The 21,466-nt window shown below is 56.3% G+C and carries 20 protein-coding genes; 2 read left to right on the forward strand and 18 right to left on the reverse strand.

Annotated elements, in window-relative coordinates; translation table 11 throughout:
- Positions 1 to 486 precede the first annotated feature (486 nt).
- Genes hemG through ubiD form a run of 6 tightly spaced genes read right to left on the reverse strand, consistent with a single transcriptional unit; the run spans position 487 to position 6,812 of the window.
- A complete protein-coding gene (hemG, locus tag FCN80_RS06735; RefSeq protein WP_136989287.1) occupies positions 487 to 1,059 on the reverse strand; it encodes a menaquinone-dependent protoporphyrinogen IX dehydrogenase in 573 nt (190 codons plus the stop codon).
- A gap of 13 nt (positions 1,060 to 1,072) precedes the next feature.
- Positions 1,073 to 2,524, reverse strand: coding sequence for a Trk system potassium transporter TrkH (gene trkH / locus FCN80_RS06740; RefSeq protein WP_136989289.1), 1,452 nt, complete (start codon positions 2,522 to 2,524; stop codon positions 1,073 to 1,075).
- Positions 2,525 to 2,569: 45 nt separating this feature from the next.
- Entirely contained in the window at positions 2,570 to 3,184 is a 615-nt protein-coding gene (locus FCN80_RS06745; RefSeq protein ID WP_136989291.1) for an IMPACT family protein, read from the reverse strand.
- A complete protein-coding gene (pepQ, locus tag FCN80_RS06750; RefSeq protein WP_136989293.1) occupies positions 3,184 to 4,515 on the reverse strand; it encodes a Xaa-Pro dipeptidase in 1,332 nt (443 codons plus the stop codon). Before pepQ ends, FCN80_RS06745 begins: the two co-directional genes overlap by 1 nt.
- Positions 4,516 to 4,571: 56 nt before the next feature.
- Positions 4,572 to 5,273 carry an NAD(P)H-flavin reductase gene (gene fre / locus FCN80_RS06755; RefSeq protein WP_136989295.1) on the reverse strand — a complete coding sequence of 234 codons (702 nt, stop codon included), beginning with the start codon at positions 5,271 to 5,273 and terminating at the stop codon, positions 4,572 to 4,574.
- 51 nt (positions 5,274 to 5,324) lie between these two features.
- Positions 5,325 to 6,812 (reverse strand): 4-hydroxy-3-polyprenylbenzoate decarboxylase, encoded by a 1,488-nt coding sequence (gene ubiD, locus FCN80_RS06760; protein WP_136989296.1) that lies wholly within the window; start codon positions 6,810 to 6,812, stop codon positions 5,325 to 5,327.
- Between the two features lie 192 nt (positions 6,813 to 7,004).
- Here ubiD and rfaH point away from each other — a divergent pair, with 192 nt between their 5' ends.
- Positions 7,005 to 7,496 (forward strand): transcription/translation regulatory transformer protein RfaH, encoded by a 492-nt coding sequence (rfaH, locus tag FCN80_RS06765; RefSeq protein WP_136989297.1) that lies wholly within the window; start codon positions 7,005 to 7,007, stop codon positions 7,494 to 7,496.
- Positions 7,497 to 7,564: 68 nt separating this feature from the next.
- Here the strand turns inward: rfaH and hemB are convergent, their stop codons facing one another.
- From hemB to FCN80_RS06820, 11 genes are all read right to left on the reverse strand, one after another.
- Positions 7,565 to 8,587: a porphobilinogen synthase gene (gene hemB / locus FCN80_RS06770; protein ID WP_136989299.1), complete on the reverse strand. Its 1,023-nt coding sequence runs from the start codon at positions 8,585 to 8,587 to the stop codon at positions 7,565 to 7,567.
- Positions 8,588 to 8,706: 119 nt separating this feature from the next.
- A complete protein-coding gene (gene tatC, locus FCN80_RS06775) occupies positions 8,707 to 9,480 on the reverse strand; it encodes a Sec-independent protein translocase subunit TatC (RefSeq protein WP_136989301.1) in 774 nt (257 codons plus the stop codon).
- Positions 9,481 to 9,483: 3 nt separating this feature from the next.
- Complete coding sequence (gene tatB / locus FCN80_RS06780; protein WP_136989303.1) at positions 9,484 to 10,071, reverse strand: Sec-independent protein translocase protein TatB; 588 nt, start codon at positions 10,069 to 10,071, stop codon at positions 9,484 to 9,486.
- Positions 10,072 to 10,074: 3 nt separating this feature from the next.
- Positions 10,075 to 10,332: a Sec-independent protein translocase subunit TatA gene (gene tatA, locus FCN80_RS06785; RefSeq protein ID WP_136989305.1), complete on the reverse strand. Its 258-nt coding sequence runs from the start codon at positions 10,330 to 10,332 to the stop codon at positions 10,075 to 10,077.
- 62 nt (positions 10,333 to 10,394) lie between these two features.
- Positions 10,395 to 12,032 carry a ubiquinone biosynthesis regulatory protein kinase UbiB gene (gene ubiB / locus FCN80_RS06790; RefSeq protein WP_136989307.1) on the reverse strand — a complete coding sequence of 546 codons (1,638 nt, stop codon included), beginning with the start codon at positions 12,030 to 12,032 and terminating at the stop codon, positions 10,395 to 10,397.
- Complete coding sequence (locus FCN80_RS06795; protein WP_136989309.1) at positions 12,029 to 12,634, reverse strand: ubiquinone biosynthesis accessory factor UbiJ; 606 nt, start codon at positions 12,632 to 12,634, stop codon at positions 12,029 to 12,031. Before FCN80_RS06795 ends, ubiB begins: the two co-directional genes overlap by 4 nt.
- A 12-nt stretch (positions 12,635 to 12,646) precedes the next feature.
- Positions 12,647 to 13,405 carry a bifunctional demethylmenaquinone methyltransferase/2-methoxy-6-polyprenyl-1,4-benzoquinol methylase UbiE gene (gene ubiE, locus FCN80_RS06800; protein ID WP_136989310.1) on the reverse strand — a complete coding sequence of 253 codons (759 nt, stop codon included), beginning with the start codon at positions 13,403 to 13,405 and terminating at the stop codon, positions 12,647 to 12,649.
- Between the two features lie 76 nt (positions 13,406 to 13,481).
- The gene (gene rmuC, locus FCN80_RS06805; protein ID WP_230492534.1) at positions 13,482 to 15,161 is read right to left on the reverse strand and encodes a DNA recombination protein RmuC; all 1,680 of its coding nucleotides are present in this window, start codon (positions 15,159 to 15,161) and stop codon (positions 13,482 to 13,484) included.
- A gap of 69 nt (positions 15,162 to 15,230) precedes the next feature.
- Positions 15,231 to 15,761: a DedA family protein gene (locus FCN80_RS06810; protein WP_136989312.1), complete on the reverse strand. Its 531-nt coding sequence runs from the start codon at positions 15,759 to 15,761 to the stop codon at positions 15,231 to 15,233.
- A gap of 137 nt (positions 15,762 to 15,898) precedes the next feature.
- Positions 15,899 to 16,666: a uridine phosphorylase gene (gene udp / locus FCN80_RS06815; RefSeq protein ID WP_136989314.1), complete on the reverse strand. Its 768-nt coding sequence runs from the start codon at positions 16,664 to 16,666 to the stop codon at positions 15,899 to 15,901.
- 188 nt (positions 16,667 to 16,854) lie between these two features.
- A complete protein-coding gene (locus FCN80_RS06820; RefSeq protein ID WP_136989315.1) occupies positions 16,855 to 17,367 on the reverse strand; it encodes a hypothetical protein in 513 nt (170 codons plus the stop codon).
- A gap of 842 nt (positions 17,368 to 18,209) precedes the next feature.
- Between FCN80_RS06820 and FCN80_RS06825 the strand changes: the two genes are divergently transcribed.
- Entirely contained in the window at positions 18,210 to 19,046 is an 837-nt protein-coding gene (locus tag FCN80_RS06825) for a dienelactone hydrolase family protein (protein WP_136989317.1), read from the forward strand.
- Positions 19,047 to 19,087: 41 nt separating this feature from the next.
- Here the strand turns inward: FCN80_RS06825 and metE are convergent, their stop codons facing one another.
- Positions 19,088 to 21,367 (reverse strand): 5-methyltetrahydropteroyltriglutamate--homocysteine S-methyltransferase, encoded by a 2,280-nt coding sequence (metE, locus tag FCN80_RS06830; RefSeq protein ID WP_136989318.1) that lies wholly within the window; start codon positions 21,365 to 21,367, stop codon positions 19,088 to 19,090.
- Between the last annotated feature and the right edge of the window lie 99 nt (positions 21,368 to 21,466).

Consider the following 21,466-nt stretch of genomic DNA (forward strand, 5'->3'; position numbering starts at 1 on the left):
CGAAGATGAACTGACTATAAATTCAATGAATTGTTGTCACTCTTCAAGACTTGATTTTGTGAATCCATACGCGTCATTCTTCGCGTTGCCTCTTTGTCGGCGACGTTCACTCACTCCAGTCACATAGTCAGCTATGCTTCTGGGGATCCGCTCACTTGCCGCCGCGACGCAACCCGAAATATTCAGCGTATTATAGGTCTTGCGAGTGCCCACACAGATTGTCTGATAACTTGTTAAAGAGCGTGCGCCAAAGCCTGTCAATCTCACCTGGCGCGAGGTTGCGTATAATACGCTTTCCCCTTGAAGAGTCAAGCTTTTATTTGCATTGCCGGTATGACTTTTGTGCTGCTCAAACCGTGCGGCGCATTGTTGACTTAACCCACTCGACCTGACGCGTTTTCACGTATAATCCCGGTCGGTGGAGGCGCATTATAGGGACTTCCTGCGGCGAGACAAGCGCTAAATGCGAAATTCCCGCTGATCGATTTATTTTTGGACAGATCCCGCGTCGATCCCGGCCCGACGAACGGATTCGCCTACTATAGCGGCGAAATCCCGTGCGAAATGACCAACCTGTTGCCAATCGGTATACTCGACTTCCCTGGCAGGATCGGTTTCGCCACCGGTAAGACGCATGATCAATTGAATCATGATTCGATCGAACCAGCGATAACGCGGATAGCGCAACGCACCGGCGAATACGGCGCAACGTTCGGGATGCCATGGGCTGGCGGCAAGGAATTTACGGGTATAGACATTGCTGCCTGGCATCCGTTTATCCGGTTTACGCGCCGTCAGGTTAACCGAAAAAAACGCTCCAGGGCGCGTGTTGAGCCCATCCAGATGCCGTTTGATAAACCTGTTCAGTGCGACGGCGTAATGCCCGTAATGTATGGACGCGCCTATTATGACGCCGTCATACTGGCGCACGGGACAATCGCCGGCCTGTTCCAGGTCGACCACATCGCACGCGGCGAAATCGATGAGCTCCCTGCCGATGAACCGCGCTATTTTCCGGGTTTGTCCGTCCCGACTGGAATAGAGAATCAATATACGCATAACAAATCCTATGTTATTCGCGCCAGAAGGTAGGCGTAAAGAGTACCAATACGGTAAACACTTCGAGACGGCCGAACAGCATATCGGCAATCAGAATCCACTTGGCCAGCGCGTTCATCGAGGTGAAGTTCTCGGCAACGACGCCCAATCCAGGTCCCAAATTGTTCAAGGTAGCGGTAACCGCCGCGAAAGCGGAAAAATTATCGACGCCGGTGGCGATAATTGCCAGCATACTCACGATAAACACTAACGCATAAGCGGAAAAGAACCCCCAAACCGCTTCCAAAATCCGTTCAGGCAGCGCCCGGTGGCCAAGTTTTATGGTGTAGACCGCGTTTGGATGGACCAGACGTTTCAGCTCCCTGGATCCTTGCAGATAGAGCAGCAGGATACGGATCACTTTCAGACCGCCGCCGGTGGATCCGGCGCAACCGCCGATAAACGCCGAGCATAACAGCAATATCGGCAAAAATAACGGCCAACGGGCGATACTGTCGGTGGTAAAACCGGCGGTAGTGGCCATGGACACGACCTGAAAGAACGCCTGGTTCAAGGTTTGCAGTCCGCTCTGATAGACATTGTAGCGCCAAAGCATCAGGGCGCTAACCGCCACCAGGATAAATTGTACCGAGATATAGACCCTGAATTCAGGATCACGCCAGTACACACGCGGATGGCGGCCGCTCAGGAAGGCGAAATGCAGCCCATAATTACAGCCGGAGATCAGCAGAAAGACAGCGATGATGGTATTGATTAATGGGCTGTTGAAATAGCCGATACTGGCATCATGGGTGGAAAACCCGCCCAAGGCGATGGTGGAGAAGCTGTGGCCGATGGCGTCGAATACCGACATGCCGGCGCCCCATAAGGCCAGGGCGCAGATAACGGTCAGCATCAGATAGATAAGCCAGAGCGTTTTCGCCGTCTCGGCGATACGCGGCCGCATTTTGTTGTCTTTTAGCGGTCCGGGCATCTCGGCACGATACAACTGCATGCCGCCAACACCCAGAATCGGCAAAATGGCCACCGCCAGGACGATGATTCCCATGCCGCCGAACCATTGCAGCATCTGACGGTAGAACAAAATGGCCTTGGGCAGATTATCCAACCCGACCAGGGCGGTGGCGCCGGTGGTGGTGAGGCCGGAGAAAGATTCGAAAAAGACATTGGTGACCGATAGATCGGGGTGGTCGGCGAACAAGAACGGCAATGCGCCGATACTGCCCAGTACCGTCCAAAACAATACCACTATCAAAAAACCTTCCCGCGCCTTGAGTTCGTGTTTCTGTTGACGGTTCGGTAGCCAGAGCGCCAGTCCGAGCAACAAGGTAAAGAAAAAGGTCTGGGTAAAGGCGCTGCCCGCGCCATCGCGGTAGATCAACGCCACCAGTCCAGGGAGGATCGTGGTCCCGGAAAACAAAATGACAAGCAGGCCGACGATGCGGGTTATGGCGCGAAAATGCATTTCAGCATGATCCTTGAATAATGTAACGGCTGTCCGCAGAACGGCCTAACCGGCCAATGGCTCCAGATGCAAGGCGCCGCGACTGATGTCTCCCAGTTTCTGACCGGCTTCGGCGACCCGATTGAACGGCACCGCCACCTTGAAGGCGATGGTTTCGCCATAATCGCTTTCGACAATCAGTCCCTCGACCTGCTTGATCGCCAATTCCACCCATGCCTGCTGACCGTAGCGGCAATTTACGATAAACGTGATCCGGGGCGTGATCTCCCGCCGTTCCATCAGTTTCAGCGCTTGCTGCACCCCGCTGCCGTAGGCCCTGACCAACCCGCCGGTGCCCAATTTGATTCCACCGAAATAGCGCGCCGTCACCGCGGTGATTTCGCCGACGCCGCTGCCCTGAAGTTGTGCCAGCATAGGGCGCCCGGCCGTACCGGACGGCTCGCCGTCATCGGAAAAACCATATTGCCGCGAGTCTTGCGGGGGGCCGGCGATATAAGCCCAACAATGGTGCGTCGCCGAGGGATGATCCGCTTTCACTTGCAAAATTAACCCCTTGGCGGCATCGACGCCCCTGGTCGGCGCCACCAGGGTGATAAAACGGCTCTTTTTGATCTCCGCGGTTACGGAAACCGGCGCCGCCGGGACGAAGAACGATTGCATTATGCCAGTTTGAGGTCGCGGGTCATGTTTTCCACCTGCTTATCCCCAATCACCACGTTATCTTCGATACGGATGCCGCCAAAGGCTTTGAACATTTCTATCCGCGACCAGTTGAAATGGGCGCTAAAGGCGCTGTCTCGCCAAGGGGAAAGCAGCGATTCGATGAAATACAATCCGGGTTCGACAGTCATCACCATGCCCGGCTGCATGATACGGGTACAGCGCAGATAAGGATGACCGGTCGGCGGCGCCAGATGCGCGCCGCGATCATCTTGCATAAAACCACCGACATCATGGACTTGCAGGCCCAAGGGATGGCCGAGTCCATGGGGCAGAAACGGGCTGGTTATCCCCTCCGCCACCATGGCTTCTTCGCTCAGTCCGGAAACAATATCGAAACCCTTGAGCAATTTGGCGATACGTCCGTGCATTTGCAAATGGTAATCGATGTAGTTGACGCCGGCCTTCATGGTGCCGATGAGCGCCTGCTGCTCGGTATTCATCGCCTCGATCAGCGCAGCAAAATCGGATTCTTTTCGCGCCGCATAGGTACGGGTCAAATCGGCCGCGTATCCCTGGTATTCCGTGCCGGCGTCGATAAGGAAACTGCGTACCTGCTCCGGACGGCGCTGCTCCAGCCGCGTGTAGTGCAGCACCGCCGCATGTTCGTTCAGCGCGATGATATTGCCATAGGGTACGTCGGTATCCCGATGACCTGTGGCGTTAAGGTATGCGGTGTTGATATCGAATTCGCTCATGCCGGCCAGAAAAGCGTCCCTGGCCGCCCGATGGCCAATCACGGCGGATTTTTGCGCCTCACGCATGCAGGCCAGTTCATACGGGGTTTTGTAGGCGCGGTGAAAATGCAGATAGTCCAGCACCGGCTGCGGATTGATCTGTTCCGGCCGCAGACCGAGGCTCATGGCCCGTGGCCCGGCGGAGCCGATATAGGCGATATTATCACGATCCGTCGGCAGCAGCCGGCCGATATCATCGGGGTTGGCAATGGGCAGGATATCGACAAAAGGCGTCCAGAATGCCTCGGGAAGCGGCTCGACACTGTACCAATAATCCACCGGCAGATAGAACCATAATGTCGGCTTATTGACGCCATCTACCCACAGCCAGCAATGCGCCACATGGATGACCGGCAGCCAGGCCTTGAAATGCGGATTGACCCTGAAAGGGTAATCTTGGTCGTCAAGAAATGCCGTAATGGGTTCGCCGGAATGGATCAGCAACGCATCGAGCCGCTGGCGTCCGAGGATCTCGCGGGTCCGCTTTTGCAGCGTCTCGAGATGATCCCGATAAAGAGATGATAGAGATTCCATATATCGACCTTAGTTTGCCGCCGGGTCCTGCCCCGGTCAATGATACCGTCCGCCTGTCAGATAAAAGCGAAAGCGTCGCCGAAAATTCTGCTTTGGCTGGCGTTCCGTTCCGCGCAAAATCGCTCGCGGGCAATTTTGGCCATTTCGAAGCGGCCGGCGATATAGATATCGTAATTTTCCAGGTTGGCGTAATCCTGCATAACCGCGCTGAGTACCGTTCCTGTCCTGCCTTGCCACTGTTCATCCGGTTGTTCGACCACCGGCACCACTTTAAGGCGGGGATGGCGTATCGTCAGCGTTTCCAGTTCGCTTAAATCATACAAGTGCTTGAGTTCTCTGCCGCCCCAATAAATGGCGATGTCGCGTCCCGGCTGTTTTTCCATGACGGTCAGCAAAATGGAGCGGGCATAGGAAAATCCCGTACCGCCGGCAATCAGGATGATCGGCCGCTGGGTATCTTCGCGCAGCCAGGCTTCGCCAAACGGCATATCCACCGTAATCCGCCGATCTTTCAAGATCCGATCCATGACGGCCATCGCGTACAAATTCAATTCGGAAGCACCAATGTGCAGTTCGATGGCCGAATGTTCCATAGGGGTGGACGCCATGGAAAAAGGGCGTTTGTCGCGCTCGTCCATCACTACCATCAAGTATTGGCCGGCGCGAAAACTAAAAGCCTCTTCAGGGACAAGACATACCCGATATACCGTATCGGTGATAGCATCCACGGAAGTGACCTTACAGGTCATTGTTGTCATGCATTCCCTCTGTCGGGTCATTAATCAGAACGGAAGAGAGAGCCAGAAATTTCACAGCCCTTTACCACTGTCGTCGAATATGGCCAGTTCATCCCAGATAGCATCAACACGGGCACGTACGTCGTCGTCCATACGAATGGGCGTTCCCCATTCCCGTTGTGTTTCTCCCGGCCATTTATTGGTGGCGTCCATTCCCATTTTTGACCCCAGTCCGGAAACCGGCGAGGCGAAATCCAGGTAGTCAATCGGTGTATTTTCCATTAATACCGTATCGCGCGCGGGATCCATGCGGGTGGTTATCGCCCAGATGACGTCTTTCCAATCACGCGCGTTAATATCATCATCGCACACGATAACAAATTTGGTATACATGAATTGGCGCAGAAAGGACCAGACGCCCATCATCACCCGCTTGGCATGGCCCGGATATTGCTTTCTGATCGTCACTATCGCCAGCCGGTAGGAACAGCCTTCCGGCGGCAGGTAAAAATCGATGATTTCCGGAAATTGCCGGCGCAGTATCGGCACCAAAACCTCATTGAGCGCCGCGCCCATGACCGCGGGTTCGTCGGGCGGGCGGCCAGTGTAGGTGGAATGATAGATTGCGTCCCGCCGCTGCGTGAGATGGGTGATGGTAAACACCGGGAATCGGTCTACTTCATTATAGTAGCCGGTGTGATCGCCATAAGGCCCCTCGGCGGCCGTTTCGCCCGGGTCGATGTAGCCTTCCAATACCATTTCGGCACTGGCGGGGACATCGAGATCGCAGGTAAGGCACTTTACGACGTCGGTTTTGTAACCACGCAATAAGCCGGCGAAAGCATACTCCGACAGACCGTCGGGCACAGGGGTAACCGCGGCCAAGAGGGTGGCCGGGTCAGCGCCCAGCGCCACCGCTACCGGGAAACGCTGTCCGGGATGCGCCTGACACCATTCCTGGAAATCCAGCGCGCCGCCCCGATGCGAAAGCCAACGCATGATGACTTTATTCCTGCCCAGCACCTGTTGGCGGTAAATGCCCAGATTCTGGCGCTCCTTATAGGGCCCGCGGGTGACGGTCAATCCCCAGCTGATTAGCGGGGCGGCATCCCCTGGCCAGCATGTCATGACGGGAATACGGGACAAATCCACATCATCGCCTTGCCAAACCTGCTCCTGACAGGGCGCGGAATCGAGCCGCTTCACCGGCATATTCAGAACCTGACGGAACTTCGGCGCCTTGTCCCATAAATCGCGAAAACCCTTCGGCGGCTCGGGTTCTTTGAGAAACGCCAGTAACTCACCCACATTGCGCAGCGCCATGGCGTCGTCCTGTCCCATACCGAGCGCCACACGTTGTGTGGTGCCAAACAGGTTGCAAAGCACCGGCATAGCATAGCCCTTGGGGTTTTCGAACAACAAGGCGGGGCCGCCGGCGCGCAAAGTGCGGTCGGCGATTTCCGTCATTTCCAGATGGGGATCGATGGGTAAGCTAATCCTTTTCAATTCTCCCCGGCGTTCAAGCAGGGAGAGAAAATCACGCAAGTCACGGTATTTCATAGAGTCATCGGAAACCGGGTTATCGCTGCATTATAAGGTCTGGAGCGGAGTCATGCCGCTTTTTTGTCAAATATTCGGGGTAAATAGCTTGTTTTTCCTTTGACAACGCGGCGGCCGTCACCATAAGACGCTATTACTCCGGTAGGGCTTTTGTTATGCTGAACCTACGGTAAATCAGTTTTTAAACAGATTATGGAAGCATGGTATTTGTTGTATTGCAAACGCGGGCAGTTGCTTCGCGCTAAAGAACACCTTGAACGCCAGGAGGTGTCTTGTCTGAGCCCGATGGTGACCCTGGAGAAAATTGTCCGGGGAAAACGCGCTGCCGTCAGCGAACCGTTGTTTCCGAACTATCTTTTTATCGAATTCGACCCTGAACGCATTCATACCACCACCATCAGCGCCACCCGGGGCGTTAGCCACTTTGTCCGTTTCGGCAACCTGCCCGTCACTGTTCCGTCGGACGTCATTGAGGAACTGCGCGGGCATCACTATGAAGGTATAACCGATCCGCAGACCCCCCACAGCGGCGATACCGTGGTGATCACCGCGGGCGTTTTCGAGGGTCTTCAGGCCATTTATACCGAGCCGGACGGCGAAACCCGTTCGATTCTACTGCTCAATTTCCTAAATAAACAGGTCAGCCAGAGCCTGGATAACCGTCAGTTCCAAAAGGTCCTTTAATACTCCGTGCCGAGAAACGGGCTCCCGGCGTTATCGGCCGAAATCCCGCGACACTGGCGCGATCGCCGTCAAAAGCGTTGCAGATGGTCGTCGTGCAGCCACTGTGCCACACGTTTGGAAAAATAGGTCAGGATGCCATCGGCGCCAGCCCGTTTGAAGCACAGCAAAGATTCCATGATAGCCGGTTTTTCCTGTAGCCAGCCATTGCGGATCGCCGCCATATGCATGGCGTATTCGCCGGAAACCTGATAGGCGAAGGTCGGCACGCCGAATGTATCCTTAACCCGGCGGACCATATCCAGATAGGGCATACCCGGCTTAACCATCACCATATCGGCGCCTTCCTGCAAATCTTGCGCCACTTCCTGCAAAGCTTCATCGCTATTGGCCGGATCCATTTGGTAGGTTTTCTTGTCTCCCCCTTTAAGATTGCCGGCGGAACCCACCGCGTCCCGAAACGGCCCGTAATAGCATGAAGCATATTTGGCCGAGTAGGCCATGATCTGGCTGTTCACCAACCCGCGCCGCTCGAAGTTCTCGCGGATGGCGCCGATGCGTCCGTCCATCATATCGCTCGGCGCGACGATTTCGGCGCCCGCCTCGGCATGGCACAACGCCTGCCGAACCAGAATCTCCTTGGTGGTTTCATTGATGACATACCCCTGTTCATCGATAATGCCGTCTTGTCCGTGAAGGGTATAAGGATCAAGGGCCACATCGGTCAGCAGACCCAACTCCGGAACCGCGTCTTTCAGCGCGCGGACGGCACGCGGCACCAGCCCCTCGGGATTATAGGCCTCCTCCGCCAACAGGGATTTTCGGTCAGCCTCAATGACCGGGAACAGCGATAATACCGGTATCCCGAGTTTGGCCGCTTCCTCCGCTTCCTTAATGAGCAGGTCCACTGTCATCCGGTATACGCCGGGCATGGACGCGACTTCCTGCCGTTTCTGCCTGCCCTCCATAATGAACACCGGATAAATCAGGTCGTTCGCCGTCAACTGGTTTTCCGCCACCAGCCGGCGGCTGAAATCATAACGGCGTAGCCGGCGAAGGCGACGGCCGGGATAAGTGCCATAGACATTGCTCATTACTGTATCTCCTGAACAGCGCCGGTCAGTGACCTGGCGGCGACCATTCTTTCCATTGCAAGCAAGAACCGCCCCGGAAGGCGGTTCAATTATCGACGGGACGTCCGGGGGCGACCGGCTTAATCACTCTCGCCGGGGTCTTCGGAATCAGGGCTATCATCCTGCTGTTTGCGGCCTTTACCCACATAAAACCGGGAGAAGAACAGACCAATCTCGAACAGCAGGTACATGGGGATGGCCAATAGCGTTTGCGAAAACACATCGGGCGGCGTCAGCAACATTCCCACCACAAAAGCGCCCACCAGCACGTATGGCCGTTTCTTTTTCAGCGCTTCCGGTTTAACCACGCCGGTCCAGCAGAGCAGGACAATGGCAATCGGTACCTCAAACGCCACGCCGAACGCAAAAAACAACGCCATGACAAAATCAAGATAGTTATTGATGTCCGTGGCTATCAGCACGCCGCGCGGCGCGGTTCTGGCAAAGAAACTGAACGCCAGTGGGAAAACAATGAAATACGCAAAAGCGATGCCCACATAAAACAAGATAGTGCTGGAAAACAATAGCGGCATCACCAGCCGCCGTTCGTGTTTGTACAGCGCCGGGGCGATAAACGCCCATATCTGATAAAGCAGCAACGGCGCGGCAACAAACACGGAGACAATGATGGTCAGTTTAATCGGCGTGAAAAACGGCGACGCCACATCAGTGGCTATCATGCTGGCGCCGGCGGGTAATTGTTTGATCAATGGTGCCGAAACAATTTGATAGATGTCATTGGCAAAATACACCAGTATCAAGAATACGACTAACACACTGATTATGCAGTTCAATAATCGCTTACGCAGCTCAATTAAATGACTGATAAGGGGTTGTGTATCTTCAACGGCCATGTTTTAGCGATCATGTTGTGAATTAGGGGAAGACGACGTCACGGAGGGTGCTTGTGCCGTCACGGTCGGCTGCTTTGTTTCATCGGCAGGAATGCCCTCGTCGGAATTTTCCGCCGCGCGGGCGCTATCCTCAGGCACGGCGGACTCGGTTTGGGCCGGCGGTTCAGGAGCCATGGCCGGCGATTGCGCCCGGCCCGCGCCGTCAGCCGGCGTCACACCCTCATGGGACGCCTGCGGATGGGTGACCACCGGATTATGGATGGTATTGGGCTGGTCAGGCTCATCGACAACCAATTTGCTGTTAAAGGTCTTTTTCATCGAATCGGCCGCTTCGCGCAATTCCTCCATGGACGCCTTGAGCTCCGGCGTCATGTTGGCTTTGCTGGCTTCTTCCACTTTTTTCAGGCTGTCCTGCAATTCCTGAAGCTTGAGCTCCTGGCTCAATTCGTTTTGCACCGTCGCCGCCATTGAGCGCAGCGCCCTGATCCAGCCGACCACTGTTCTGACCGCCACCGGCAAACGTTCCGGGCCGAGAACCACCAGCCCGATAACGAACACTAGCGCCAGTTCGCCAAATCCGATGTCAAACACAGATTATACCTGCTCTTTGTCTTTACTTTTCGACTCCGTCGAGTCGGATTGCCGGGATTCGGCGATGGGTTTCGTCGTAAAGTCCGCATCCTTGGTATCGGCATCCGTTTTCTTCGCGTCATCCTGATCGCCCATCGCCTTTTTGAACCCTTTGATGGACGCGCCCAGGTCGGAACCCAGACCGCGCAATTTATTGGTGCCGAACAGTAAAACCACGATAACCGCAATGATGAGCAATTGCCAGATACTGATGCCGCCCATAATGTCACCTCATTTTCCAGGGATTGATAAACGTTACCGATCACAAGCCGAATAACGGGAAGTTAAGCCGTGCGTTTCCAGCCGATAATCCAGCTTACGATACCAGCGGCCATTAGCCAGGCCGGGATGGATGACACCTGATTCCCCTGCGACAATAAAATCGTACCGCAAAGCAGCAGTGTGGCGCCAATACCAAACAGGAATCTTGCCTGTCCCTGCTTGACGCGCTGTTCCTTGAATTCCACCGCCAGCTTGTCTACGCTTTTTTGCAAGTGTTTATGTTGCCTGAACCCGTCATAAAAGAGCTCGGGCAATTCCGGCAGTTTTTCGGCCCAGAATGGCGCCTTTTCCTTCAACGCACGCATGATGGCCGGTAGGCCCACTTGATCTTTGATCCAATTTTCAAGAAAAGGTTTAGCCGTTTTCCATAAATCCAGTTGCGGATAGAGCTGCCGTCCCACGCCTTCCACATACAACAGCGTTTTTTGCAGCAACACCAGCTGCGGCTGAACTTCCATATTGAAACGCCGGGCGGTATTGAACAAATTCAGCAACACATGCCCAAACGAAATATCCGCCAGCGGCTTTTCAAAGATAGGTTCACACACGGTGCGAATGGCGAACTCGAAATCCTCTACATTGGTCTCGGGCGGAACCCATCCGGAATCCACATGCAACTCGGCGACCTTGCGGTAATCGCGATTGAAAAAAGCGATGAAATTTTCCGCCAGGTATCGCTTGTCCTCTTTATTGAGCGACCCGACAATGCCGCAATCGATACCGATGTATTGCGGATTTTCCGGGTGATCAAAACTGACGAAAATATTGCCCGGGTGCATGTCCGCATGGAAAAAGCTATCACGAAACACTTGCGTAAAAAAGACCTGTACGCCACGTTCCGCCAGTAATTTCAAATTGGTGCCCTGTTTTTCCAGCGCGGCCACATCCGACACCGGAACGCCGTAGATCCGCTCCATCACCATCATGGTCTCGCTGCAATAGTCCGGATAGACTTCGGGTATATACAGCATCGGGCTGTTGTCGAAGTTGCGCCGCAGTTGGATGGCATTGGCGGCTTCCCGCAGCAGGTTCAGCTCGTCCAGCAATGTCTTCTCGTATTCGAGCACCACCTCCACGGGCCGCAGACGCCGGCCGTCCGGCAACAACCTGGGCAGCAGACTGGCCAGCCGGTACATCAGACGGATGTCGGCCTTGATCATCGGCATGATATCGGGACGGATAACTTTGATGACGACTTCTTTGCCGTTTTCCTTTAATCGCGCCGTATGCACCTGGGCGATGGACGCCGACGCGAGCGCCTGCTGGTCGAAATCATCGAACCAGGCTTCCAGTGGTTTGCCCATCGCCCGTTCGATATGCTGCCGGGCCAGCGCGCCGTCGAAAGGTTTCACCTGATCCTGCAACATGGCCAATTGATCGGCGATTAACGGCGAAAACAGATCGCGACGGGTGGAAAGCATTTGGCCGAATTTGATCCAAACCGGCCCCAATTCCTCTAGTGCCAGCCTCAAGCGTTCCCCCAGCGGCCGGCCGGCGTGCTCGTTCGGCATCCAGAACAGCAATTTACGGCCAAGACGCAACGGCAACGTCAGGCGGACTCTGGGAATCAGTTCATCCAGTCCGTAACTGAGCAAGACTCGCACAATACTATATAAACGGCCGATTTCTCCCACAATCATCGGCGATTCTCCAAGCTGTCCAGCCGGGCGGCCAGATGTTGTTCGGCGTCGGCAAGGGCGGCGACCTCCTCGTCATACCAGGCCAGTTCAAGGGCCGATGGCGTCAGGCGCCATTCCTCGGTTAACGCCAGCCCCAATTGGTCCCGGCGTTCCCGCCAGCGGCGCTTGGCGTCGGCGGCGTGGGCCGCCAGCCGTTGCGAGACCCCCTCCGCCAGCACATCGCCAAGGTAGGGCGCCAGAATTTCCGTCGGATCCCACTCCACGCAGTCCAGCAAAGCGACGAATTGCTGGACGACCTGCGCATCGCCATCCACTTGTAAGGAGCCGTCACGAATCAACGAGGTCAATTGCCGCCTTCGGCGTAACGCCGGCAGGACCGACAGGTGAGTCCTGACCGTACAATCCGCCACGCCCTCCCAGGCGGTAAGCACATCCACCTGCGTTTCGCCGAATAGCAGAATAACCGGATAGGCCAGCTCGGCCGCCTCGAAACACAGTGTCTTGCCTTTAAGGCGCTGGCGGGCCGGTTTCATGGCCCGATCCCGGTAGAGCAGGCGTTTAAGGCCGATTTCCAAGCCAGCGGCCAACAGTTGCATCAGCATGACGTGTCCTGATCAGAATTTGTAACCGCGATGCAAGGCCACTATGCCTCCGGTCATATTAAAATATTCGGCGGAATCGAAACCCGCTTCGAGCATCATGGTCTTCAGCGTTTCCTGATCCGGATGCATCCGGATCGACTCGGCCAGATAGCGGTAGCTGCCGGCGTCGCGCGCCACCATCTCACCGATGCGCGGCAAAACATGAAATGAATAGAGATCGTAGGCCTTGTTCAACGGCTTGAACAACGGCGTGGAAAATTCCAGGATCAGCAGGCGCCCTCCCGGCTTCAGCACCCGGTACATGGAGCGCAGCGCCTGTTCTTTCTCGGTGACATTGCGCAAGCCAAACGAGATGGTGATGCAATCGAACGTGTCGTCGGGGAAGGGCAACGCCTCGGCATTCGCCTGGACATAACTGACATTGCCGATAATGCCTTTATTGCGCAGTTTGTCGCGGCCGACTTTCAGCATCGAGTCATTGATATCCGCCAGCACCACTTCTCCGGTCTCGCCCACGAGGCGGGAGAACTTCGCGGTCAGATCGCCGGTGCCCCCGGCCAGATCCAGTACCCGCTGCCCCTTGCGAACACCGCTGCAGTGGATGGCGAAACGCTTCCATAAGCGATGGATGCCGAACGACATCAGATCGTTCATGAGATCGTATTTGGCGGCGACGGAATGAAAGACATCCGCCACCAAGACGGCTTTCTCCCCTTTGGCTACCGTGCGAAAACCGAAATGGGTGGTGTCGTGTTTGTCTTCATCTGCCATGTTATTTTTGTCCTGCGTAAAGAGATACCAGGGAAGTTTAACAGAAGCGAGCCGAAAGCCCACACGGGAAAGGCCGTCAACCCATAGGGTATCCTTGCCGCCCGCGCGCCGGAAGCTCGCTTGCGGCCGGCGACGCGTTATTATCCTGCGCCTGCAACGGAGTTTCGCCCCACTGCGCGCCGCCGTCAACCGATGGCGGGTAATTTACCCCGCTAGATGCCGGATTGTCGTTCCCGGCATCATCGGCATCGTTACCCGCCGGCGCCGGAGACGTCGGCGCGTCGGCGGCGTCTCGCGGGGTTGGCGCGCCGACGTCTGGCGGGTCCGGCGCCAGGGACAACGCGGTGATGGGCCGTTTGATTTCGACGCCCAACGCCCGGAACGACTCGGCCTGGCTCAACATATTGCCGCGCCCCTGGGACAATTTGTTCATCGCCAGCCGATAGCCGGACTGGGCCTTATCGAGGCTCTGACCGATGGCCAGCATATCGTCCACAAACAGGCGCATCTTGTCATAAAGGCGGGCCGCCCGCTCGGCAATCAGTTGGGCGTTGCGGCTTTGATGCTCGTACCGCCACAAGTTGCCGATGGTGCGCAGCGCCACCAGCAGCGTGGTGGGGCTGACCAGCATGATATTCTGCTTGAGCGCCTCGCCAAGGAGCTCCGGCTGCCGATCGACGGCCAGCATAAAGGCTGGCTCCACCGGTACGAACATCAGCACATAGTCCAGCGAACGCAAGCCGGGTAACTGCTGGTAATCCTTGCGGCCGAGCAGCCGCATATGGCCGCGCAGCGACTGGATATGCTCCGTCAGCGCCTGTTGACGTTCCTCATCGTCCTGGCTATTGAAATACCGTTCGTAGGCCACCAGCGACATTTTCGCGTCGATGATGACATCCCTGCCCTGCGGCAGGCGGACAATGACATCAGGTTGCATACGGCGGGCATCGCCGATGTTGACATTGACCTGGGTCTGGTATTCATGGCCCTCGCGCAGGCCGGAGGCTTCCAGCACCCGGCTCAACACCATTTCGCCCCAATTGCCTTGAGTCTTGTTGTCGCCTTTGAGAGCGCGGGTTAAATTCACCGCTTCCCGCGCCATTTGCGCGTTAAGTTGTTGCAGTCCGCGGATTTCATGGGTCAGGGTATGGCGTTCCCGCGCTTCCTGGCCGAAACTGTCTTGTACCTGGCGGCGAAAACCGTCCAGTTGCTCCCGCAGGGGGGCCAACAGCAGATCCAGGCTTTGCCGGTTCTGCTCATCCACTTTGCGCCCGCTTTGCTCGAATATGCGGTTGGCCAGATTTTCGAATTGCGCCGTCAGCCGTTGCTCGCTGTTCATCAGCAAGCGTTGCTTTTCTTCCGCGCCGATGCGGGTTTCCTCCAAACGGATGGTGACTTCCCGCAGCTCCGCTTCCTGCGCGCCGTTAACTTCGCGCAGCGTCCGCAGTTCACGGGACAGTTGTTCGCACTCTTGGCGCCAGTGATTCAGCGTCGCCAACCGTTCTTCGGCGGCCGAAAGGCGCCCGTAGAGATCGCGCTGCTCGCGCTCGCCGGCCCGAAGCCGCTGTTCATCATCGACGGCCGCCTCCCTCGCGCGCGCCAGTTCTTGCTGCAACGCGCCCAGCGCTCTGTCTTGCAGCGCCAGCGCGGTCTCGTGGGAGTTTTGCCGCCGCCGGTAACGGAAACCGGCGATGCCGAGGCTTATCAGCCCTCCCGCCAACAGACCGGCCGCGCCGTATAACAGGCTGTAGTCCATATCTCCTCCGCCATCACCCGAACTGACAGCCACGTTAAAGACGGGCTGTATGAATGTCCAGCGAAATTATCAACCGAACCACCGTCCCAGCCAAGGTATGCCAAACGCGCCGGGCGCCAGCAGGCCGAACGCCCAGAGGATCGCTGAACCGAGATTGGCCAATTGAAAATAGCCCCTGGGCATTTCGCACATGCCGGCTATCAGCGGCACGACCGCCCTCAGAGGGCCGAAAAAACGACCGATAAACGCGCCCAACACGCCCCAGCGCGCAAAAAAAGCATGGCCGCGCGCCAGCATATTCGGATGGCTCGAGAGGGGCCATACATGGGCTATCCGATCCTGGTAATGATGACCGATCCAGTAGGATAGCCAATCACCGAAAAACCCGCCGGCCACGGCCGCGGCGTAAATGGGCCAGAAATCGATGCCGGCTTCGCCGATCAGCGCCCCCAGCGCCAGTAAAACAACGGTGGCGGGCAGTAAAAGTGAAAGAAAAGCCAGCGATTCGCCAAACGCCAGGGTGAAGGCCACCGGCGCCGCCCAGGCTTCATGCTGACGAACGAACTCGGTGGTCCAGGTAACAATATCATCCAATAACAAGGCATCTTCCTTTAGGAACAACGTTGATGATCGGGGAGAAGTCTATCCGGAGGGGTCAAGCCTATCATGCCATTAGAGACAAGGAGCAGGTTAAACGGTGGTAAAACGACCGGATATTTCCTTCCGGTCGTCCATGTCTATTGGTCGAGCAGCCGGCGTGCCGCCTCCACGACAACCTTCACGGCGATGTTTTCAGCTTGTTGGACGGCGCCGGGGTCGGGGATTTCCTGCCGGGTGCGGTTGACGATAACACCCGCCGCCATCCCGGCGCGCAATCCCATAACGGTGCACATTGTGAGCAAGGTGGCGGATTCCATTTCGTAATTCATCACCCCCAGGCTTTGCCATTCCGCCATGGAGCCTTTCAGGCGATTGAGGACCCGCCCCGAATAAGTATCGTATCGTTCCTGACCAGGATAAAAAGTATCGGACGATGCGGTGATACCCACGTGGCATCTGGCGCTGAGCTGTCTGGCCGCGGCCGCCAGAGCGCAGGCGCAATCGAAATCCGCCACTGCGGGGTATTCCACGGGCGCGAAATGCAGACTGGCGCCGTCCAGCCGGACGGATGCGGTGGTGATCAGCACGTCGCCCACCCCGATGGAGGGCTGAATGGCGCCGGTAGTGCCGACGCGCAGAAACGTCCGGATGCCTAACTGCGCCAGTTCCTCCACCGCGATGGATGTGGACGGTCCCCCGATGCCGGTGGAGCAGACGATGACGTTCCGGCCATTCAGTTCAGCCCGCCAGGTGGTGAACTCGCGGTGCGACGCCAGCGCCGTCGGATTATCCATCAGCGAGGCGATTTTCTCCACACGCTGTGGGTCTCCGGGAAGGATAGCCAGTGTCGCGCCTTGCAGACAGGCATGCGTCAGGCCGAGGTGAAAAACTTCTGATGAAGACATGGTAGCAACCCTTATACCCTTACGCAGTGGGACGGCAAGCGCAGGCGACCCGGCGGCCATAAAAGACGCGGTGGCCGGAGCGACTGCGCGAAGCCGACCCGAAAACGCTTTTCGGGATGAAGAACAGTATATTACCAGAATACTGGCTTTCCTCGGCCTGTGTCGTGGCTCATCTCACACTCGCGCGGTTAGGAACCGGCGGTGGCGTCCCTGAATAATCGGCTGATTTCGCCATTGTTGATAATGCAATCGAGCAACAGCTTAAGCGCCTGACTCGCCGTGACGTTTTCTCCGGCGTCGATAACGGTGTTTATCCAGCATTTGATGATGGGGAAAGCCTCGCTTTTCATGAGCGACGCCAATTCGCGCAATAGCGAGGATATGCCGTGTTGCATGATCTTCGCGCCGGTTTCCCATATCTGTATGGCATTATTGATATGCTTACCGAGTTGCGGCGCGTAGCTCACCGCATTGCCGACCCAGGTCAGTCCTTTGACTAGCGAGGAAAGCCCGAGGGCGCCGCAGAGTTTCGATGCGGATGATGTGGCCGCGCTGACGAGGTTGGCCAGTTTTCCAAGGGTTTCGCTGCTGTTTTTTACCGAGGCAAGCATAGAGGAGAGCCGCGAGGGGCCGGTGCCCGATTGAACAGGTGATGTCGGGATTGTACTGGAAGGAATAAAACGGCTGGTTTCGATATTCATGGCGATGACTCCCAAACAATAAAACAGATTGAGATTGCACTTTGAACATAGCTATTAATTTTGCTATGAATTGTTTTAAATGAGTTAAATTTAGAAATTACAGTTTTCCGCATATATAATTTCTTATAAATCAATTTGATTTGATATTATCCATTATGAACCTAATAAACTATTTGTTAATGAATGATAATTAAAATCATTCAACTTTATTTTACTCACCCGGCACACGGAGAACGCCTGCGCCTTTTTTCGGCAAACAATACGTCACGGTGCGTTGGATCCTCCCTCGCCACCACAATACCACCTGGGTTATTCAGGGAATTTCGCCACATCGGGGATGCGTTGGGATGACGCCCCTCAGGCGGATATTATTCCCGTCATTCATTAGCGATACTGAAGTGATGAATTTACTGATGTGTCCACATTAAGAATTGCAAGAAATGGTTATTCGCCCGCTTATAAAAAGGCCCCTTGCAGATAGGGGAGATGAGCAAAAGAATTTTATCCGTCTCTTGCTTTCGTGATGTGGGGTTGGCGTTGCGTTCCCATTGCCAGTGTTGCATTATTTTGCAACAATTCACAAACCGTTAACTTCAGCTATAATCTTGTTATGCTCCACGATTTCAGGTTGCATTGCGGCGACCAGTGTGCGACGCAGCCAACAAAGAGGCAACTTGAAGTATGACGAGTATTTACTCTAAATACGTCGAGTTGCATCGCGGCGGCAAGCGAGCGAGTCCCCAGGAGCATAGCTCACTATGTGACTGGGGTGAGCGAGTACAGCCAACAAAGAGGCAACTTGAAGTATGACGAGTATCATCCTAAACGGAGAAGGCCTCTAAATGAACACCGACGATACCCTCGCGTTGAATAAGAAGCCCGTCGCCTTTGCCGTAGCGGCCGGCGAACCGTCGTCCACCACTATCCATACAGACGATTCCGGCCTGGTTGCCGGCGATATCACCCTCCCTTCGCAAAGCGACGAGATGCCGGCGTATATGGCCAAACCCGCCGGGGAACAGGCGTCATTGCCTATTGTTATTGTGGTTCAGGAAATTTTCGGCGTACACGAACATATCCGCGACCTGTGTCGTCGCCTGGCGAAACAGGGTTATCTCGCGGTGGCGCCGGCGCTTTATTTCCGGCAGGGGAATCCCGCGTCCTACGAGGACATTTCCACTTTATTCGCGCAGTTGGTCAGCAAAGTGCCGGATTCGCAAGTTCTGGCCGACTTGGATCATACGGCGCACTGGGCGGCAGGGCGTGGCGGAGACAGCCGGCGTCTGGCGGTCGTCGGGTTTTGCTGGGGCGGGCGGATAGCCTGGCTGTACGCGGCCCATAATCCCCAGTTGAAAGCGGCGGTGGCCTGGTATGGCAAGCTGGTGGGCGAAAAATCCCTGACGACCCCCCGTCATCCGGTGGACGTGGCGGACGAGCTGGTTGCGCCGGTACTGGGCCTGTATGGCGGACAGGATACCGGTATACTCCCGGGACATGTCGATGCCATGCGCAAAGCGCTGCAAGCCGCCAAGGCCGATGCCGATATCGTGGTCTATCCCGACGCCGGCCATGCCTTCAACGCCGATTATCGTCCCAATTATCATGCCGATTCGGCAAAGGACGGCTGGGGGAAAATGCTGCGATTTCTTGCCCGGCACGGCGTCGCGGGCGGGGCGTAATTCCCGCCCGCAGACCGGACCGGCCGGCGTGGCGCCGTCCTTTACACGTTTTCGGCCCGTAACCGTCTGGCGGCGTTCACCATATTCAGCAAAGATTGACGTGTTTCCGGCCAGGCGCGGGTTTTCAGGCCGCAATCGGGATTGACCCATAAGCGCTCGGCTGGAATGCACTCTGCCGCTTTACGCAACAAATCAAGGATCCAGTCTTCGCTCGGCACGTTGGGGGAATGGATATCATAGACACCCGGCCCAATCTCGTTGGGATAGTCGAATGCCTGGAAAGTTTCCAGCAATTCCATGTCCGAGCGGGAAGTTTCAATGGTGATGACATCCGCATCCAGCGCGGCAATGGAATCCATGATGTCGTTGAATTCGCAATAACACATATGGGTATGGATTTGCGTATCATCACTTGCCGCGGCGGCATTCAACCGGAACGCTTCCACCGCCCATTCAAGATATTCCCGCCATTCGGAACGGCGCAACGGCAAACCTTCCCGCAACGCGGGTTCGTCGATTTGGATGATGCCGATGCCGGCGTTTTCCAGATCCACCACTTCGTCGCGCAGCGCCAGGGCTATCTGTTGGGCAATGGATTTTCGGCTGATGTCTTCGCGGGGAAACGACCAGCAAAGAATCGTCACCGGGCCGGTCAACATGCCTTTCATTGGTTTTTTCGTCAGGGATTGCGCATATTTGGCCCATTCCACGGTAATCGGCGCTGGACGGCTGATATCGCCGATAATGATTGGCGGTTTGACGCAGCGCGAACCGTAGCTTTGTACCCAGCCGTTTTGCGTGAAAACGAAGCCATCCAGATGTTCGCCGAAATATTCCACCATGTCGTTGCGTTCCGCTTCGCCATGAACCAACACATCCAGCCCCAGCCGCTCCTGTTCCAGCACCGCCTGGCGGATGTGTTCGCTTATGCTGTCGCGATAACGGCCCCGGTCCAGCCTGCCGCGTTTAAAATCCAGACGCAGTCTGCGGATGTCAGCGGTCTGCGGAAAAGAACCAATGGTGGTGGTCGGCCAGGCCGGCAGATTAAAGCGCCGACGTTGTACGACGGCCCGTTGCCGGTACGGCTGATCGCGTAAACTCATTTCCGGCGTGACATGCGCCAGGCGCCGCTGCACATGCGGATTGTTGACGCGCGGCGAATCGCGGCGGGCCCGGATCGGCGCGCTGTAATCAATGAGTTGCCGCCGCAACGGCGCTTCTTCGGGGCTATTGAGGGCGGCCGTCAGTAACCTAAGCTCGGCGCATTTTTGCAAGGCGAAGGCGAACCAGCTGACGACTTCGTCATCCAGTCGGGTTTCCGTCGATAAATCAATAGGGCTGTGCAGCAGGGAGCAGGACGTTCCCAACCAGAGCGGACGCTCATCGGCCAGGCCGCGCAAACGTTCGAACCAGGCCCCGAGGTCGGCCCGCCAGACATTGCGGCCGTTAATGACGCCCAGCGACAGTAGCCAGTCGGCCGGCAGTTTTTGCCGCAATTCGGCGAGGCAATCCCGACCGGCGACCAAATCCACATGCAGGCCCTGTACCGGCAATGAACCGATCAGGTCCAGATGATGATCGATGCTGTCGAAATATGTCGTCAGCAACAACTTAACCGGGCCTTGCAGCGCCTGATAGGCAGTGCGGAAAGCCCTACGCCAGTCCTCGGGCAGTTCCAGCACCAGCGCCGGCTCGTCGATTTGCACCCACTCGATACCGCGACGCGCCAATTCGTCGAGGATCTGGGCATATACCGGCAGTAATCGATGCAGCAGCGAAAGCCTGTCAAACGGCTCGCCCTTGGTTTTTCCCAACCAGAGATAGGTCACCGGCCCGAGCAGCACCGGCTTGACGCGGTGCCCCAGCGACAGAGCCTCGTCCACTTCGTCCAGCAATTGCGTCCACCCCAGGCGGAAGGATTGCCCTTGGCTGAATTCCGGCACGATGTAGTGATAATTCGTGTTAAACCATTTGGTCATTTCCCCCGCCGCGGCCGGTTCGCCGCTTGGCGCCCGGCCGCGGCCGATGCGAAACAGGGTGTCCAAATCGATCGAATCGGCGCCCTGGCGATGCCGGGACGGCACATTATCCAGCATCAAGCTGGTGGTCAAGACATGGTCATACCAGGCAAAATCACCCACCGGCAGGAGGTCAACGCCGGCGTCCTGTTGCTGACGCCAGTGCCGGGCGCGCAGTTCGCGGCCCACCGCCCGTAATTCCTGTTGCGAGATTTCGCCTGCCCAGTAGCTTTCTTGCGCTTTTTTCAACTCCCGGTGCAGACCGACGCGTGGAAAACCCAGTGTGTGACTTAGTATTGCCATTACCTTCTCCCATTTGGACGTCCAGATGTTTACACATCCATATTCACCATGTACTGTATTATTCACAAGCGCAAATTATTCACGTCCAGGTGAAGCACC

This window comes from Martelella alba (assembly GCF_005217455.1).
Lineage (GTDB): Bacteria > Pseudomonadota > Gammaproteobacteria > Enterobacterales > Enterobacteriaceae > Acerihabitans.

Excerpts from the sequence above, each read along its gene's own strand:
- hemG (WP_136989287.1), bottom strand. The coding sequence starts at position 1,059 with ATGCGTATATTGATTCTCTATTCCAGTCGGGACGGACAAACCCGGAAA.
- trkH (WP_136989289.1), bottom strand. The coding sequence starts at position 2,524 with ATGCATTTTCGCGCCATAACCCGCATCGTCGGCCTGCTTGTCATTTTG.
- FCN80_RS06745 (WP_136989291.1), bottom strand. The coding sequence starts at position 3,184 with ATGCAATCGTTCTTCGTCCCGGCGGCGCCGGTTTCCGTAACCGCGGAG.
- pepQ (WP_136989293.1), bottom strand. The coding sequence starts at position 4,515 with ATGGAATCTCTATCATCTCTTTATCGGGATCATCTCGAGACGCTGCAA.
- fre (WP_136989295.1), bottom strand. The coding sequence starts at position 5,273 with ATGACAACAATGACCTGTAAGGTCACTTCCGTGGATGCTATCACCGAT.
- ubiD (WP_136989296.1), bottom strand. The coding sequence starts at position 6,812 with ATGAAATACCGTGACTTGCGTGATTTTCTCTCCCTGCTTGAACGCCGG.
- rfaH (WP_136989297.1), top strand. The coding sequence starts at position 7,005 with ATGGAAGCATGGTATTTGTTGTATTGCAAACGCGGGCAGTTGCTTCGC.
- hemB (WP_136989299.1), bottom strand. The coding sequence starts at position 8,587 with ATGAGCAATGTCTATGGCACTTATCCCGGCCGTCGCCTTCGCCGGCTA.
- tatC (WP_136989301.1), bottom strand. The coding sequence starts at position 9,480 with ATGGCCGTTGAAGATACACAACCCCTTATCAGTCATTTAATTGAGCTG.
- tatA (WP_136989305.1), bottom strand. The coding sequence starts at position 10,332 with ATGGGCGGCATCAGTATCTGGCAATTGCTCATCATTGCGGTTATCGTG.
- ubiB (WP_136989307.1), bottom strand. The coding sequence starts at position 12,032 with ATGATTGTGGGAGAAATCGGCCGTTTATATAGTATTGTGCGAGTCTTG.
- FCN80_RS06795 (WP_136989309.1), bottom strand. The coding sequence starts at position 12,634 with ATGCTGATGCAACTGTTGGCCGCTGGCTTGGAAATCGGCCTTAAACGC.
- ubiE (WP_136989310.1), bottom strand. The coding sequence starts at position 13,405 with ATGGCAGATGAAGACAAACACGACACCACCCATTTCGGTTTTCGCACG.
- rmuC (WP_230492534.1), bottom strand. The coding sequence starts at position 15,161 with ATGGACTACAGCCTGTTATACGGCGCGGCCGGTCTGTTGGCGGGAGGG.
- udp (WP_136989314.1), bottom strand. The coding sequence starts at position 16,666 with ATGTCTTCATCAGAAGTTTTTCACCTCGGCCTGACGCATGCCTGTCTG.
- FCN80_RS06820 (WP_136989315.1), bottom strand. The coding sequence starts at position 17,367 with ATGAATATCGAAACCAGCCGTTTTATTCCTTCCAGTACAATCCCGACA.
- FCN80_RS06825 (WP_136989317.1), top strand. The coding sequence starts at position 18,210 with ATGAACACCGACGATACCCTCGCGTTGAATAAGAAGCCCGTCGCCTTT.
- metE (WP_136989318.1), bottom strand. The coding sequence starts at position 21,367 with ATGGCAATACTAAGTCACACACTGGGTTTTCCACGCGTCGGTCTGCAC.